We start from the raw sequence: 14,883 nt of genomic DNA on the forward strand, positions 1-14,883 counted from the left end.
ACACGCGCCCCGCGCCGCATCACGCCGCCAGGCGTTTCTCGATCTCGGTCTTGGTGCGCGGAAGGTCGGCAGGCAGGCGCTGGGCCAGCTGCGCGAACAGCTCGTCGTGCAGCGCCAGCTCGTCCCGCCACGCGGGCAGGTCGACGGAGATGACCTGCCGGAACTGCTCGCGGCTGAAGTCCAGGCCGGTCCAGTCGATGTCTTCGTAGCTCGGCGAGATGCCGAAGACCTGCTCGACGCCCTGGGCCTCGCCCTGCAGGCGGCCCAGGATCCAACGCAGCACGCGCATGTTCTCGCCATAGCCGGGCCACACGAACTTGCCGTCCGGGCCCTTGCGGAACCAGTTCACGCAGTAGATGCGCGGCAGCGTGGCGCCGTCCGCTTCCAGGCGCTCGCCCAGCTTCAGCCAGTGGTTGAAGTAGTCGCTCATGTTGTAGCCGCAGAACGGCAGCATGGCGAAGGGATCGCGCCGCACCACGCCCTGCTGGCCGGCGGCCGCGGCGGTGGTCTCGGAGCCCATGGTGGCGGCCATGTAAACGCCCTCGCGCCAGTTGCGCGCCTCGGTCACCAGCGGCACCGTGGTGGAGCGGCGGCCGCCGAAGATGAAGGCGTCGATGGCCACGCCGCGCGGGTTCTCCCAGTCGGGATCGATGGACGGGCATTGCTGCGCCGGCACGGTGAAGCGCGCATTGGGGTGCGCCGCCTTGCGGCCGGTTTCTTTCGCGATCTGGGGCGTCCAGTCCTGGCCCTGCCAGTCGATCAGGTGCGCGGGCGGCTCGTCGGTCATGCCTTCCCACCACACGTCGCCGTCATCGGTCAGCGCCACGTTGGTGAAGATCACGTTTTCCTTCAGGGTGGCCATGGCGTTCGGATTGGTCTTCTCGCCGGTGCCCGGCGCCACGCCGAAGTAGCCCGCCTCGGGGTTGATCGCATACAGGCGGCCATCGGCCGCCGGCTTGATCCATGCGATGTCGTCGCCGATGGTGCTGACTTTCCAGCCGTTCATGCCCTGGGGCGGGATCAGCATGGCGAAGTTGGTCTTGCCGCAGGCCGACGGGAACGCGGCAGCGACGTGATACTTCTGCCCCTGCGGCGAGGTCACGCCAAGAATCAGCATGTGTTCGGCCAGCCAGCCTTGATCGCGGCCCATGGTGGACGCGATGCGCAGCGCGAAGCACTTCTTGCCCAGCAGCGCGTTGCCGCCATAGCCCGAGCCGAAGCTCCAGATCTCGCGGGTCTCGGGGAAGTGCACGATGTACTTGAGGTCGTTGCAGGGCCACGGCACGTCGGCCTTGCCCTCGCGCAGCGGAGCGCCCACGCTGTGCACGCAGGGCACGAACTCGCCGTCGGCGCCCAGCACGTCGAACACCGCGCGACCCATGCGGGTCATGATGCGCATGTTCACGGCCACATAGGGGCTGTCGGAGACCTCGACGCCGATGTGCGCGATGGGCGAACCCAGCGGGCCCATCGAGAACGGCACCACATACATGGTGCGGCCTTCCATCGATCCGTCGAACAGCTGGCCCAGCGTGTCGCGCATCTCGTCGGGCGCGGCCCAGTTGTTGGTGGGGCCCGCGTCTTCCTCGCGCTCGGAACAGATGAACGTGCGGTCCTCGACACGCGCCACGTCCGAAGGATCGGACCAGGCCAGATAAGAGTTGGGACGCTTGGCGGGATCGAGGCGGCGCATCGTGCCGGCCTGCACCATCATCTCGCACAGGCGGTCGTATTCCTCCTGCGAGCCATCACACCAGACCACGCGTTCGGGGCGGGTCAGCGCGGCCACGCTGGCCACCCAATCGATCAGCCGCTGGTGTTTGACGTACGACGGCACGTTGAGATCGACGGGCGTAACCTTGGAGGAAGCGGAACGGGACATCATATGGTGGGTCTCCTGGATTTATCGGCCACGCGGCGGCGCCAACGACCGTCGCCGCGCGAATGAAACAGGACCATCATACTTGCGCCCGGCGCACCTCCGGAACAAGGATGCAAGCAAAAGCAACGTGCAAGGCTTCCGACAAACCTCGTTGCAACGGCTCTACTTCTTTGGCTGTACTTCTTTGTTGTGTTCTTCATCGGCGCCGTGCCGGGTCCGATCCATCACCTGGCCTAATGCCGCCGTTCGGGCGTATGACATAATCGGCTGCCCCTACACCGCCGTTCAGCCTAAGTCGCAATGCCCGCCTTTCCACCCTTGAACGCGGACCGCCTGTGGTCCCGCGTCGAAGTCCTCTCTCGCCATACCCTGCCCGATCTGCCATGGACGCGACGCGCCTTCTCGCCGCAGTTCGTGCAGGCCCGGCAATGGCTGCGCGACGAGTTCGCCGCGGCCGGCCTGGCGGTGGCGCAGGACGCGGGCGGCAACCTGGTGGGCCGGCGCGCGGGCACGGACGCCGCGCGCAAGCCCATCGTCACGGGCTCGCACTGCGACACGGTGATGAGCGGCGGCCGTTTCGACGGCATCATCGGCGTGCTGGCGGGTATCGAAGTCGCGCACACCCTTCAGGAACAGGGAGTGCAACTGCGCCATCCCTTCGAAGTCATCGACTTCCTGTCCGAAGAGCCCAGCGACTATGACGGCGTGTCGTGCATCGGCAGCCGCGCGCTGGCCGGCACGCTCGACGAACACATGCTGGCCGCCACCAATCCCGGCGGCGAACGGCTGGACCAGGCGCTGGCGCGCATCGGCGCGGACCCGACGGCCCTGGACTCCATCCGGCGCGGCCCCGACGCCACCGCCGCCTTCGTCGAGCTGCACATCGAGCAGGGTCCCGTGCTGGAAGCGCGCGGACTGCCGATCGGCGTGGTCACCAACATCGTCGGCATTCGCCGTGTGCGTGTCCGGGTCACCGGCCAGCCCGACCACGCCGGCACCACGCCCATGGACATCCGCCGCGACGCGCTGGTCGGCGCCGCCCGCGTGATCGACGCGGCGCACCGCCACGCCAGCGAACTGACCGGCCAGCCGCACTATGTGGTGGCCACCGTGGGCCGCATCGCGATCACGCCCAACGCCACCAACGCGGTGCCCGGCAGCGCCGAGATGATGCTCGAGGTGCGCAGCGACAGCCAGGCCGTGCTGGACAGCTTTCCCGAAGAAGTGGTGCGCAGCGTGGCAGCCGACATGACGGCATTGCGGCTCGAACTGGCCTGCGACGACGTCACGCGCGCACGGCCCACCGACTGCACGCCGCTGGTGATGGACGCGGTGCAGGCGGCAACGGACCGGCTGGGCTACGCCTCGATGCGGCTGCCCAGCGGCGCCGGCCACGACGCGGTGCAGATGGCGCGCACCGGTCCCATCGGCATGATCTTCATTCCCTGTTTGAACGGCCGCAGCCACTGCCCCGAAGAGTGGATCGACCCCTCGCAGCTGCTGGATGGCACGCGCGTGCTGTACGAGACGGTGCTCGAACTGGACGCCGTGCTGGCGCGCCAGGGATGAGCATGGACCAGCACGAACTGGACGACGGCACCGCCGACCGCTTCCTGCTGGATGCGCCGGGAATATCGCTGCTGGCCTTCTACAGCCGCACCTGCGGCGCCTGCAAGGTGGCGCGCGCGCAACTGCCCGACCTGGAACTGCCGGTGCAGCGCCTGTGCTGGATCGACGCGGGCGACAACGGCGGCCTGGTGGAGCGCTACGAGGTGTTCCACCTGCCCGCGCTGTTCGTGGTGCGCGATGGCGCCTACTACGGCCCCGTGGCCGCCCAACTGGCGCAATGGGACCTGCAGCAGCAGATCTCGCTTGCGCTGGACAATCATCCTGCCGAACTGCCCTGACCCGCCATGCCGCCCTGCGCACGCAAACCGCTGGACCTGACCGCCACCAGCACGATGCTGGTGCTGTGCCTGTGCTGGGGTTTCCAGCAAGTGGCGATCAAGATGGTCGCCGACGACATCTCCGCCACGCTGCAGATCGGCCTGCGCTCCGTCTTCGCCGCCCTCGTGCTGGGCCTGGTGCTGCTGCGCGCCGAAGGTCGGCGCGTGCTGGGCGACGGCACCTTGCCCGCGGGCCTGCTGGTGGGCACGCTGTTCGCCTTGGAGTTCCTGCTTCTCGGGCTTGCGCTGCGCTACACCACGGCCTCGCATGCGGCGGTGTTCCTGTACACCGCGCCCATCTTCACCGCGCTGGGCCTGCATCTGCGCCATCCCGACGAACGCATGCGGCCTCTGCAATGGCTGGGCATCGCCATCGCCTTCGCGGGCATCGCGGCGGCCTTCCTGGGCAAGCGCGAAACCGCCATCGCATCGGCCCCCGACATGCTGCTGGGCGACCTGCTGGCCCTGCTGGCGGGCGCCGGCTGGGGCGCCACCACGGTCGCCATCCGGTGTTCGGCGCTGGCGGACGCGCGGCCCGCCAAGACCCTGTTCTACCAGATGGCCATGGCCGCGCTGCTGCTGTGCGCCTGGCATGCCGTATCGGGCGACCCGGCCCCGGTGTTCAGCGCGCCCGCCATCGCCAGCATGGCGTTCCAGTGCGTGGTAGTGGCGCTGTCCAGCTATCTGGCGTGGTTCTGGCTGCTGCGCCGCTACCTGGCCACGCGCCTGTCGGTGCTGTCCTTCGTGACGCCCCTGTTCGGCGTGATATTCGGCGTGCTGATCCTGGACGAACCCATCGAGCCCAGCTTCGCGGTGGGCGCGCTGCTGGTGCTGGCGGGCATCGTGCTGGTAAGCGGCGCCGAACTGCTGAGCGAAAAACTGCGCCTGCGCGGGCGCTAGCGCCGCTCTTGTGCCAGCTCGCGCAGGCTGCGGCGCTGCGCGCCCGCCGCATCGAAATTGTCCGGAGACAGCCACCGTTCGAACGCGGCCTTGCGGGCCGGCCATTCGGCGTCGATGATGGAGAACCACGCCGTGTCGCGAGACCGGCCCTTGTACACGACGGCCTGCCGGAACACGCCCTCGAACTGGAAGCCCAGCCGTGCGGCGGCCGCGCGCGAGGGTTCGTTCAGGCTGTCGCATTTCCATTCATAGCGGCGATAGCCCAGTTCGTCGAACACCCGGCGCATCAGCAGATACTGCGCCTCGGTGGCGATCGTCGTGCGCTGCAGGCGCGACGAGAACGTCACGTGGCCCACTTCGATGACGCCGTTGGCCGGATCCATGCGCATCAACGCCAGGTGACCCACTGGCCGGTCCGTGGCCAGGTCGACCACGGCGTGGTGCAGCGTGTCCTTGCTGGCCGCCAGTTCTTCCAGATAGGCGCGATATCCCGCGCGGTCGCCGAGGAACGGGCCCTTGAACAGATAGGTCCAGCCGCGTCCGTCGGGCTCTGTGCCGAACACCTCGGCCAGGTCTTCGGCGTGGCGGGCGGCGTCCAGCGGCTCGAGGCGGCACAGCCGGCCCTGCATGGCGGTACGCGGAGGCAGCGGGCGCGGCTGCCAGTCGGGCAGCGGCTGGCCGACGGGCTGGCCGTATTCATTGGTCAGGGGCGTGGAGGACATGCCAGGCGGTTCCTGTGGTTGGCGGCTGTGGTTGGCGGCGAATCGGCGCCTCTGATTCGCGATGGGAAAGCGGCCCGCGCGCGCGACCCGGCCTTACGATAGGCAAGCCGTGGCCTGTCGAACAGGGCCCGCACGCTAGCCTCGTCATGCGGACCGCTTGACCGGGTCGCCAGCCTGGCGCCTGGCGCGGCGCCAGGCCCAGGCATAGACGGCGGCATTGCCGCCCACCACCAGCACGCCCAGCACGGCCTGCATCGTGCGCGTGACGCCTTGCGGATAGACCAGCGCCAGCAGGTAATGGGCCACGAAGCCGTCAGGGTAGCCCTGCTGCCCGGCCAGGACGCGCCAGTGGTTCTCGAGATACGTCAGCGGGCAGATCGCGCCCGCGAACATCATGCCGGCCCCCCAGGCCGCGGCCGGCAGGTGCAGCCACGCCACGCGCGGCCAGCGCAGCACCAGCAGGCCGCCCAGGGCCACGAACAACACGAACAGGGCATGGACGGCGAGCGTCAGGTCGGCGAGCAGGCGGTATTCCATGATCTAGCCTCCGGGACCATTGTCCCGCATCGGTGTACTGCGCAAAAGCGCTATCCGCCGATCAGGCCGCCCAGCAGCAGCAGGGCCAGCAACAGCCAGAACAGGCCCGCGATGATGGACCGTGCCACGAACGCGCGCAGCGCCGCCCACAACAGCAGGAGTCCCAGCAACAGCAGCGCGAAGTTGAAAACCGAAGGGTTCATGCCCATCGCATGGGCCAGGCCCGAGAAAAACTGGGCGAGCGCGGTACCCAGGCCGCCGAACACGCCCTGCAGGGCTTCGACGATGGCGCGGATCACGCCGCCCAGGATGGCCCCCAGGGATCCGAAAAAACTGTCTTCCGTCTGCATGCTGCTCCATTGCGGCGGTCGTAGGCCCGGCAGACCCGGCGCCCGAATGCGCTCTTTATATCCCATCCCGGCGACGGTCGTCCGGCCACCCACGGGAAAAGCGGTTTAATACGGGCTGCAGTCATTCAATACGCATTGGGGCGCCCGGCGCCCGAAGGATCAGCATGGATTTCGATTTCGACCTGTATGTCATCGGCGCCGGCTCGGGCGGGGTGCGCGCCTCGCGCTTCGCCGCCGGCTTCGGCGCCCGCGTGGCCGTTGCCGAGAGCCGCTACCTGGGCGGCACCTGCGTCAACGTGGGCTGCGTGCCCAAGAAGCTGCTGGTCTACGGCGCTTCGTACACCGACGACTTCGAACAGGCCCCCGGCTTCGGCTGGAACCCCGGCCAGCCCAGCTTCGACTGGCCCACGCTCATCGCCAACAAGAACCGCGAGATCGAGCGCCTGAACGGCATCTACCGCAACCTGCTGACCGGCAGCGGCGTGACGCTGCACGAGAGCCACGCGCGCATCGTAGATCCGCATACCGTCGAAGTCGACGGCCGCCGGCACACCGCCGCCCACATCCTGGTCGCCACCGGCAGCTGGCCCATGGTGCCCGACCTGCCGGGCCGCGAACTTGCCATCACCTCGAACGAAGCCTTCTATCTGAAGGAGCTGCCGCGCCGCGTGGTGGTGGTGGGCGGCGGCTACATCGCGGTCGAGTTCGCGTCCATCTTCCACGGCATGGGCGCGCAGACCACGCAGCTGTACCGCGGCGAGCTGTTCCTGCGGGGCTTCGACGGCGGCGTGCGCGAGCACCTGCGCGACGAACTGCGCAAGAAGGGCCTGGACCTGCGCTTCAACGCCGACCCGGCCCGCATCGACCGCCAGGAAGACGGGTCGCTGCGCGTCACGCTGAAGACCGGCGAGCACATCGACACCGACTGCGTGTTCTACGCCACGGGCCGACGCGCCATGCTCGACGGCCTGGGCCTCGAGAACACCGGCGTGCGCCTGGACGACGAGGGCTTCATCGAAGTGAACGAGGAATACCGCACGGCCGAGCCGTCCATCTACGCGCTGGGCGACGTCATCAATCGCGTGCCGCTCACGCCGGTGGCCCTGGCCGAAGGCATGGCCATCGCGCGCCGCCTGTTCCGTCCCGAGGAGTACCGCAAGGTCGACTACAGCCTGATTCCCACGGCGGTATTCAGCCTGCCCAACATCGGCACCGTGGGCCTCACCACCGAAGCGGCGCGCGCCGCCGGCCACGAGGTCCGCCTGTACGAAAGCCGCTTCCGGCCCATGAAGCTGACGCTGACGGAGTCCCAGGAAAGAACGCTGATGAAGCTGGTCGTCGACGCGAACACCGATCGCGTGCTGGGCTGCCACATGGTCGGTCCCGACGCCGGCGAGATCGTGCAGGGCCTGGCCGTGGCGCTGAAGGCCGGCGCCACCAAGAAGGTGTTCGACGAGACCATCGGCATCCACCCGACGGCGGCGGAAGAGTTCGTGACCATGCGCACGGCCGTGGCCTGATCGCGAGGCGGGGCGGCGACGGCAGGCAAAGTTGCCACGCGCCTGTCCGGCGTCGTCCGCCCCCGCCACGACAGATATTTCGCGCCCGCCGATACAGAGGTGGGATATCGTCGCCGTTATCGTCCCTCTCGCAAGCTCGTCCCATGCCCGAACCGACCACGCTGTTCACCTTCGCCCTGCTGGCCCTGGGCCTCGTGCTGACGCCAGGCCCGAACATGATCTACCTGGTGTCGCGTTCGCTGTCGCAGGGCCGCCGTGCCGGCCTGGTGTCGGTGTGCGGGGTGGGCCTGGGCGCCACCTTCTATGTGCTGTGCACGGCATTCGGGCTGACCGCCCTGCTGCTGTCGGTACCGTACGCCTATGATGCGCTGCGCATCGGCGGCGCGGCATACCTGCTGTACCTGGCCTGGCAGTCTCTGCGCAGCGGCGGTCACTCGCCGTTCGAGGTGCGCCAGCTGCCCCCCAGCAGCCGCCGCCAGCTGTTCGGCATGGGCCTGCTGACCAGCCTGCTGAATCCGAAGGTGGCCATGTTCTACCTGTCGCTGCTGCCGCAGTTCATCGACCCCGAGCGCGGCAGCGTGCTGACCCAGGCCCTGGCGCTGGGCTTCACGCAGGTCGTCATCAGCGTATGCGTCAACGGCCTGCTCGCCGTGACGGCCGGCACCATCTCCGGCTTCCTGGCGCGCAACCCGCTGTGGCTGGCCGCGCAGCGCTGGTTCATGGGACTGGTGCTGGCCGGCCTGGCCGTGCGCCTGGCGCTGGACTCGCGGCGCTGATACCGTAGCGGGCCGCGCCACGCCGCCCATCACAAGCAGGAGTCGTCCCCATGCCTTTCGATACCTGGCTCGCCTTCGTCGCCGCTTCCACGGTGATGCTGGTCATTCCCGGCCCCACGCTGCTGGCCGTCATCAGCTATTCGGCGACCCACGGCCGCCGCGCCCGCCTGCCGCTGGTGGCGGGTGTGGCATTGGGCGATTCCACCGCCCTGCTGGCTTCGCTGGTGGGCCTGGGTGCCCTGCTGGCCACCTCGGCCTTCTGGTTCACGGTAGTCAAGACCGTGGGCGGCCTCTACCTGCTGTACCTCGGCATCAAGCTGCTGCGCGCCGGCGTGGCGCCGGCCGGCTCGCCGGCGCCCGCCGCGCCCGCCTCGCGCGCGAAGCTGTTCGCCAGCACCTACCTGGTGACAGCGCTGAACCCCAAGGGCATCATCTTCTTCGTCGCCTTCCTGCCGCAGTTCATCCGCGCCGACGCGCCCGCCGCGCCGCAACTGTGGACGCTGTCGCTCACCTTCGTGGCGCTGGGCACGATCAACGCATCTCTTTACGCCGCATTCGCCGCTCAGGCGCGGCGCCTGCTGGCGTCGCCGCGCGCGCAACGGCGCTTCAATCTCGCGGGCGGGTCGTTGCTGGGCGCGGCCGGCCTGTGGGCGCTGGCGGCGCGGCGCTGACCACGTGCCGAGGGGCGCGCACCGTGGGTGCCGCCCTATCGCGGGCGCTGCCGCACGCGGAAGGCGCCACCGGCAATGCGATAATCCGGCATGCGCGCGCCGCGCCGGAGACTGCTGTGACCCGTATCGACGACCCCACCCACGACCACGAAGTCGGCCAGGCCGACGCCACCCAGGACACCACCCGCGTCGACGACGTGCGCATCGGCGCCGTGCGTCCGCTGATCTCGCCCGCCCTGCTGCTGGACGAGCTGCCCGTGCCCGACGCCCTGCTGGACCAGGTCGAGGACAGCCGGGCGCGCATCGCCGACGTGCTGCACGGCCGTGACGACCGGCTGGTGGCCGTGGTCGGTCCCTGTTCCATTCACGACCATGGCCAGGCCATGGAGTATGCGCGGCATCTCAAACAGGCGGCCGACGCGCTGGCCGACGATCTGCTGGTGGTGATGCGGGTCTACTTCGAGAAGCCGCGCACCACGGTGGGGTGGAAAGGCTACATCAACGATCCGCGCCTGGACGGCAGCTTCCGCATCAACGAGGGCCTGCGCCGCGCCCGCGAACTGCTGCTCGAGATCGGCGGCCTGGGCCTGCCGGTGGGCACCGAGTTCCTGGACCTGCTCAGCCCGCAGTTCATCGCCGACCTGGTGGCGTGGGGCGCCATCGGCGCCCGCACCACCGAAAGCCAGAGCCACCGCCAGCTGGCGTCCGGCCTGAGCTGCCCGCTGGGCTTCAAGAACGGCACCGACGGCGGCATCCAGGTGGCGGCCGACGCCATCGTCGCCTCGCGCGCCAGCCATGCCTTCATGGGCATGACCAAGATGGGCATGGCGGCCATATTCGAAACGCGCGGCAACGACGACACCCACGTCATCCTGCGTGGCGGCAAGCAAGGCGCCAACTACGACCGCGCCAGCATCGACGCCTGCTGCGCCGCGCTGCAGAAGGCCGACCTGCGCCCGCAGGTCATGGTGGATTGCTCGCACGCCAACTCCAACAAATCGCACGAGCGCCAGGTGGACGTGGCGCGCGACCTGGCCGGACAGATCGCCGCGGGCGACCGGCGCATCGTCGGCGTCATGATCGAAAGCCACCTCGAGGGCGGCCGCCAGGATCTGAAACCCGGCGTGTCCTTGCGCCACGGCGTGTCCATCACCGACGCGTGCCTGGGCTGGGCGCAGACCGAGCCGCTGCTGCACGAACTGGCCGCGGCGGTGCGCGAGCGCCGCGGCGCTGGCAGCCGCTAAAAGTAACAACCAGGGCGGGTCGTACCGGCTCCGGATCGTCTTCCTTCCACTATGATGACGATTCGGTTTCACCCCCCAGTACGAGGAGCCCCCATGATCCGGAAACTGATCCCCGTCGTCCTGCTGGCCACCCTGGCCGCCTGCAGCAGCGGCACGCAGCGCACGGGCGATACGCCCACCCCGTCGAGCCAGTCGGCGCCGTCCGCCTCCGCATCGGGGTCCCAGATGGGCGCGCCGAGCAGCTCCCGCCAGGTATGCGATTCGCAGCGCGTGCAGAACATGCTGGGCCAGACCTATTCCGAAGCCGTCGCCCAGTCGGCGCGCAACGGTTCGGGTTCGAAATCGGTCCGCGTGCTCAAGCCCGGCCAGGTCATGACCATGGAATACGACGAAGCCCGCCTCAACATCATCCTGAATGGCAGCGGCGCCATCGAGGCGCTGCGCTGCGGCTGAGGCCGCCTTCCCGCACCGCTGCGGCCTTGCCTGACAGGATCAGGCAAGAATCGAACAGTAATCGGCATTGCGGTGCAACAAGCGGTTTTCCTATGCTACGTCACGGTACGACCAGCAGAGGAAATCCGCGATGCTTACACTCGATATCAACGGAAAGGCCACGTCCCTGGACGTCCCGGCAGAGATGCCTCTGCTGTGGGCGCTGCGCGACGCCGCCGACCTCACGGGAACCAAATACGGCTGCGGCATGGGCCTGTGCGGCGCGTGCACGGTCCACGTCGACGGAGCGGCCGTGCGCTCCTGCATCACGCCCGCCTCCGCCGTCGCGGGACAGCGCGTCACGACCATCGAGGGCGCGGGCGCCGACAGGGTTGGGCAAGCCGTGCAAAACGCATGGCGTGAACTGGACGTGGCCCAATGCGGCTATTGCCAGTCCGGCCAGATCATGGCCGCGGTCAGCCTGCTGCGCCAGCATTCCCGTCCCACCGACGCCCAGATAGACGACGCCATGCGCGGCAATCTGTGCCGCTGCGCAACCTATGGCCGCATTCGCGCGGCCATTCACCACGCCGCCGCGGCCCTTGCCTGAGGAGCCTCCATGGACAGCTACGTCGTATTGCCCGAACACCCCATCCACAACGTCAGCCGCCGCCGCTTCATGCACGCCGCCGGCGGCCTGGTGCTGGGCATGAGCATCGGCGCGGTCGCCCCGCGCGCCGCTTCGGCCCGCACCGCCGCCGATACCACGGCGGCCTTCTCGCCCAACGCCTTCGTGCGCATTGGCGCCGACGGCTGGATCACGGTGCTGGCCAAGCACCTCGAGATGGGCCAGGGGGTGTACACCGGCCTGGCCACGCTGGTGGCAGAAGAGATGGACGCCGACTGGCGCCAGGTGCGCGTGGAAGGCGCGCCCGCCAATGCCGCCCTGTATCGCAATGGCCTGCTGGGCGTGCAGGGTACCGGCGGCAGCACCGCCATGGCCGACTCATACCTGCCCATGCGCCGCGCCGGCGCTGCCGCGCGCGCCATGCTCGTCCAGGCCGCCGCGCAGCAATGGCAGGTGCCGGCGGAAGAGATCACGGTCAGCGAAGGCGTGCTGCGGCACGCCGCCACGCAGCGCCAGGCGGGATTCGGGCAGATGGCCGGCGCGGCCGCCGCCCTGCCCGCCGTGCAAGAGCCGCGGCTGAAGACGCCCGCCGAGTTCAAGCTGATCGGCAAGGAAAGCCTGCGCCGCACCGACGGCCCGGCCAAGACCAACGGCACCGCGGTCTACACGCAGGACTTCAAACTGCCCGGCATGCTGGTCGCCGTGGTGGCCCATCCCACGCGCTTCGGCGCGCGGCTGGCCGGCTACGACGCCAAGGCGGCGCGCGCGGTGCCCGGCGTGCGGGCCGTCGTCGAGTTTCCGCCCACCCCGCACGGCGCGGGCGGCGTGGCGGTGCTGGCCGACAACACCTGGGCCGCACGCACCGGCCGCGATGCGCTGCAGGCGCGCTGGGACGACAGCGAGGCCTACCGCCTGGGATCGGCCGAGATACTCGAGCAGTACCGCGCCGCCGCCGCGACGCCCGGCGCCGTGGCGGCGCGCCGCGGCGACGTCGAGGCGGCCTTTGCCGGCGCCGCGCGCGTCATCGAGGCCGACTACCACGTGCCCTACCTGGCCCATGCCGCCATGGAGCCGCTGAACTGCCTGGTGCGCCTGGAAGAGCGGCGCTGCGACATCTGGAACGGCGAGCAGTTCCAGACCTCGGACCAGGCGGCGGTGGCACGCTATCTGGGACTGCCCGTGGGCAGCGTCACGCTGACCCAGCTGTATTCGGGCGGCAGCTTCGGCCGGCGCGCCAATCCGCATGCCGACTACCTGATCGAGGCAGTGGCCATCGCGCGCGCCGCGCGCCGCCAGGGGCTGCACGTTCCCATCAAGCTGGTCTGGACCCGCGAGGACGACATGCGGGCCGGCTACTACCGCCCCATGAACCTGCATCGCGCCCGCCTGGCGCTGGACGCGGACGGCCGCCTGATCGGCTGGCATGCGCGGCTGGTGGGCCAGTCGGTGCTGGCCGACACCCCGCTGGCGGGCCTGGTGAAAGACGGCATCGACCCCACGTCGGTGGAGGGCCAGGCCGACCTGCCTTACGCCATCCCGAACCTGCAGGTCGAACTGCACACGCCGCGCGACGTACGCGTGCCCGTGCTGTGGTATCGATCGGTGGGCCACACCCACACCGCCTTCTCGGCCGAGACCCTCATCGACGAGGCGGCCGCCGCGGCGGGCGCAGACCCCGTCGCCTATCGCGACGCGCTGCTCGCCCGCCATCCGCGTCATCGCCGCACCCTGGCGCTGGCGGCACGACAGGCCGGCTGGGACCGGCCGCTGGCCCCGGGCAAGCTCGGCACCCGGCGCGGCCGCGGCGTGGCCGTGCACGCCTCGTTCGGCAGCGTGGTGGCGCAGGTGGCCGAAGTGACCGTGGCGGCCGACGGCAGCTTCAAGGTGGACCGCGTCGTCTGCGCCGTGGATTGCGGCGTGGCCATCAACCCCGACGTGGTGCGGGCGCAAATGGAGGGCGGCATCGGCTTCGGCCTGGCGTCCTGCCTGCACGGAGCCATTACACTCGAGGACGGGGAAGTGCAGCAGAGCAACTTCCACGATTATCCGGTGCTGCGCATCGACGAGATGCCCGCCGTCGAAGTGCATATCGTGCCGTCCGGCGAACTGCCCACCGGGGTCGGCGAACCCGGCGTGCCGCCGGTGGCGCCCGCCGTGGCCAATGCCTTGCATCATGCCGTGGGCCGGCGCGTGCGCACGCTGCCGATGGGCACTACGTTGAAACCAGTCTGAACAGGAGTCTCGCCATGCACGCCGCCGATCTGAACGTACTGCTCGCCTGCCGCGACTGGATGGCGCTGGACCGCAAGGTCGTGCTGCTGACGGTCGTGCGCACCTGGGGTTCCTCGCCCCGCCCGCCCGGCGCCATGATGGCCATCCGCGAGGACGGCGTGGTCAGCGGCTCGGTATCGGGCGGCTGTATCGAGGACGACCTGATCGACAAGGTCCGCAGCCAGGGCATCGCCGCCCTGTGCCCCGGCGACCGCCCCGCCGTCGCCACGTACGGCGTGAAGGCCGAGGACGCGCACCGCTTCGGCCTGCCCTGCGGCGGCACGCTGCAGCTGGTAATGGAGCCCCTGGCGGCCCGCAGCCGCGTCGACGAACTGGTGGCGCGGCTGGAACAGCGCGATTCGATCTGCCGCGCGGTGGACATGCGCAGCGGCGACGTCACCCTGGGCGCGGCGCCCGCGGATGCCGAGCCGCAGCTGCAGGAAGACCGGTTCTCCTGCGTGCTGGGGCCGCGCCATCGCCTGATCGTGATCGGCGCGGGACAGTTGTCGCGCTACCTGTGCGAGATCGCGGTGGGCCTGAATTTCGACGTCACCGTGTGCGACCCCCGCGAGGAGTACCGCGCGCAGTGGAACGTGCCTGGCGTCCGCATCACGCATGACATGCCCGACGACGTGGTGCTGGCGGCCAAGCCCGATGCGCGCACCGCCATCGTGGCCCTCACCCACGACCCCAAACTCGACGACATGGCGCTGATCTACGCGCTGCAGTCCGAGGCCTTCTACGTGGGCGCGCTGGGGTCGCGCGTGAACAACGCCAAGCGCGTCGAACGCCTGCGCGAGCATTTCGACCTGACCGAGGCGCAGCTCTCGCGCCTGCACGGGCCGGCGGGGCTGTACATCGGCAGCCGCACGCCCCCCGAGATCGCCCTGTCCATCCTGGCCGAGATCGTCGCGCAGAAGAATGGCGTGGCGCTGCCCGGCGAGGTCGCGGTGGGCACCGCGAAGAACGCGCTGGCACGCGAGGCCGGCGGCCGCGCCGCATGA

Annotated in this window: 15 protein-coding genes; 11 read left to right on the top strand and 4 right to left on the bottom strand. The window is 69.6% G+C overall.

What is annotated here, in order from left to right:
• Window positions 1-19 precede the first annotated feature (19 nt).
• Window positions 20-1,882: a phosphoenolpyruvate carboxykinase (GTP) gene (locus CAL15_RS08530; RefSeq protein ID WP_086081001.1), complete on the bottom strand. Its 1,863-nt coding sequence runs from the start codon at window positions 1,880-1,882 to the stop codon at window positions 20-22.
• A gap of 300 nt (window positions 1,883-2,182) precedes the next feature.
• Here CAL15_RS08530 and CAL15_RS08535 point away from each other — a divergent pair, with 300 nt between their 5' ends.
• From CAL15_RS08535 to CAL15_RS08545, 3 genes are read left to right on the top strand one after another with little or no spacing between them, the layout of a single operon-like run.
• A complete protein-coding gene (locus CAL15_RS08535; RefSeq protein WP_086078191.1) occupies window positions 2,183-3,451 on the top strand; it encodes a Zn-dependent hydrolase in 1,269 nt (422 codons plus the stop codon).
• Window positions 3,452-3,453: 2 nt separating this feature from the next.
• Window positions 3,454-3,789 carry a thioredoxin family protein gene (locus CAL15_RS08540; protein ID WP_086078192.1) on the top strand — a complete coding sequence of 112 codons (336 nt, stop codon included), beginning with the start codon at window positions 3,454-3,456 and terminating at the stop codon, window positions 3,787-3,789.
• A 6-nt stretch (window positions 3,790-3,795) separates the two neighbouring features.
• Window positions 3,796-4,728, top strand: a complete 933-nt coding sequence (locus CAL15_RS08545) for a DMT family transporter (RefSeq protein ID WP_086078193.1) — start codon at window positions 3,796-3,798, stop codon at window positions 4,726-4,728.
• On the opposite strand, the gene CAL15_RS08550 is transcribed toward CAL15_RS08545, so the two are convergent.
• The 3 genes from CAL15_RS08550 to CAL15_RS08560 form a co-directional block, all read right to left on the bottom strand.
• The gene (locus tag CAL15_RS08550) at window positions 4,725-5,450 is read right to left on the bottom strand and encodes a GNAT family N-acetyltransferase (protein WP_086078194.1); all 726 of its coding nucleotides are present in this window, start codon (window positions 5,448-5,450) and stop codon (window positions 4,725-4,727) included. The two genes, CAL15_RS08545 and CAL15_RS08550, sit on opposite strands and share 4 nt — an antisense overlap.
• A 144-nt stretch (window positions 5,451-5,594) precedes the next feature.
• A complete protein-coding gene (locus CAL15_RS08555) occupies window positions 5,595-5,987 on the bottom strand; it encodes a DUF2784 domain-containing protein (RefSeq protein WP_086078195.1) in 393 nt (130 codons plus the stop codon).
• A gap of 50 nt (window positions 5,988-6,037) precedes the next feature.
• Window positions 6,038-6,337 carry a hypothetical protein gene (locus CAL15_RS08560; protein ID WP_086078196.1) on the bottom strand — a complete coding sequence of 100 codons (300 nt, stop codon included), beginning with the start codon at window positions 6,335-6,337 and terminating at the stop codon, window positions 6,038-6,040.
• A gap of 164 nt (window positions 6,338-6,501) precedes the next feature.
• On the opposite strand from CAL15_RS08560, the gene gorA reads away from it, so the two are divergent.
• From gorA to CAL15_RS08600, 8 genes are all read left to right on the top strand, one after another.
• Window positions 6,502-7,857: a glutathione-disulfide reductase gene (gene gorA / locus CAL15_RS08565; protein WP_086078197.1), complete on the top strand. Its 1,356-nt coding sequence runs from the start codon at window positions 6,502-6,504 to the stop codon at window positions 7,855-7,857.
• A 143-nt stretch (window positions 7,858-8,000) separates the two neighbouring features.
• On the top strand, window positions 8,001-8,633 hold the full coding sequence (locus CAL15_RS08570) for a LysE family translocator (protein ID WP_086078198.1): 633 nt from the start codon (window positions 8,001-8,003) through the stop codon (window positions 8,631-8,633).
• 50 nt (window positions 8,634-8,683) lie between these two features.
• Window positions 8,684-9,304 carry a LysE family translocator gene (locus CAL15_RS08575; protein ID WP_086078199.1) on the top strand — a complete coding sequence of 207 codons (621 nt, stop codon included), beginning with the start codon at window positions 8,684-8,686 and terminating at the stop codon, window positions 9,302-9,304.
• A 116-nt stretch (window positions 9,305-9,420) separates the two neighbouring features.
• Window positions 9,421-10,548, top strand: a complete 1,128-nt coding sequence (locus tag CAL15_RS08580) for a 3-deoxy-7-phosphoheptulonate synthase (RefSeq protein WP_086081002.1) — start codon at window positions 9,421-9,423, stop codon at window positions 10,546-10,548.
• Between the two features lie 93 nt (window positions 10,549-10,641).
• Entirely contained in the window at window positions 10,642-11,001 is a 360-nt protein-coding gene (locus CAL15_RS08585) for an I78 family peptidase inhibitor (RefSeq protein WP_086078200.1), read from the top strand.
• Window positions 11,002-11,131: 130 nt separating this feature from the next.
• Complete coding sequence (locus CAL15_RS08590) at window positions 11,132-11,590, top strand: (2Fe-2S)-binding protein (protein ID WP_086078201.1); 459 nt, start codon at window positions 11,132-11,134, stop codon at window positions 11,588-11,590.
• 9 nt (window positions 11,591-11,599) lie between these two features.
• The gene (locus CAL15_RS08595) at window positions 11,600-13,840 is read left to right on the top strand and encodes a xanthine dehydrogenase family protein molybdopterin-binding subunit (RefSeq protein WP_086078202.1); all 2,241 of its coding nucleotides are present in this window, start codon (window positions 11,600-11,602) and stop codon (window positions 13,838-13,840) included.
• Window positions 13,841-13,854: 14 nt separating this feature from the next.
• Window positions 13,855-14,883: an XdhC family protein gene (locus CAL15_RS08600; RefSeq protein ID WP_086078203.1), complete on the top strand. Its 1,029-nt coding sequence runs from the start codon at window positions 13,855-13,857 to the stop codon at window positions 14,881-14,883.

Origin of the sequence: Bordetella genomosp. 13 (assembly GCF_002119665.1) — a bacterium.
In the GTDB taxonomy this organism is placed as follows: domain Bacteria; phylum Pseudomonadota; class Gammaproteobacteria; order Burkholderiales; family Burkholderiaceae_B; genus Bordetella.

Coding starts and splice junctions, on each gene's coding strand:
- CAL15_RS08585 (WP_086078200.1), top strand. CDS start 10,642: ATGATCCGGAAACTGATCCCCGTCGTCCTGCTGGCCACCCTGGCCGCC.
- CAL15_RS08545 (WP_086078193.1), top strand. CDS start 3,796: ATGCCGCCCTGCGCACGCAAACCGCTGGACCTGACCGCCACCAGCACG.
- CAL15_RS08590 (WP_086078201.1), top strand. CDS start 11,132: ATGCTTACACTCGATATCAACGGAAAGGCCACGTCCCTGGACGTCCCG.
- CAL15_RS08535 (WP_086078191.1), top strand. CDS start 2,183: ATGCCCGCCTTTCCACCCTTGAACGCGGACCGCCTGTGGTCCCGCGTC.
- CAL15_RS08540 (WP_086078192.1), top strand. CDS start 3,454: ATGGACCAGCACGAACTGGACGACGGCACCGCCGACCGCTTCCTGCTG.
- CAL15_RS08600 (WP_086078203.1), top strand. CDS start 13,855: ATGCACGCCGCCGATCTGAACGTACTGCTCGCCTGCCGCGACTGGATG.
- CAL15_RS08560 (WP_086078196.1), bottom strand. CDS start 6,337: ATGCAGACGGAAGACAGTTTTTTCGGATCCCTGGGGGCCATCCTGGGC.
- CAL15_RS08595 (WP_086078202.1), top strand. CDS start 11,600: ATGGACAGCTACGTCGTATTGCCCGAACACCCCATCCACAACGTCAGC.
- CAL15_RS08570 (WP_086078198.1), top strand. CDS start 8,001: ATGCCCGAACCGACCACGCTGTTCACCTTCGCCCTGCTGGCCCTGGGC.
- gorA (WP_086078197.1), top strand. CDS start 6,502: ATGGATTTCGATTTCGACCTGTATGTCATCGGCGCCGGCTCGGGCGGG.
- CAL15_RS08550 (WP_086078194.1), bottom strand. CDS start 5,450: ATGTCCTCCACGCCCCTGACCAATGAATACGGCCAGCCCGTCGGCCAG.
- CAL15_RS08575 (WP_086078199.1), top strand. CDS start 8,684: ATGCCTTTCGATACCTGGCTCGCCTTCGTCGCCGCTTCCACGGTGATG.
- CAL15_RS08530 (WP_086081001.1), bottom strand. CDS start 1,882: ATGTCCCGTTCCGCTTCCTCCAAGGTTACGCCCGTCGATCTCAACGTG.
- CAL15_RS08555 (WP_086078195.1), bottom strand. CDS start 5,987: ATGGAATACCGCCTGCTCGCCGACCTGACGCTCGCCGTCCATGCCCTG.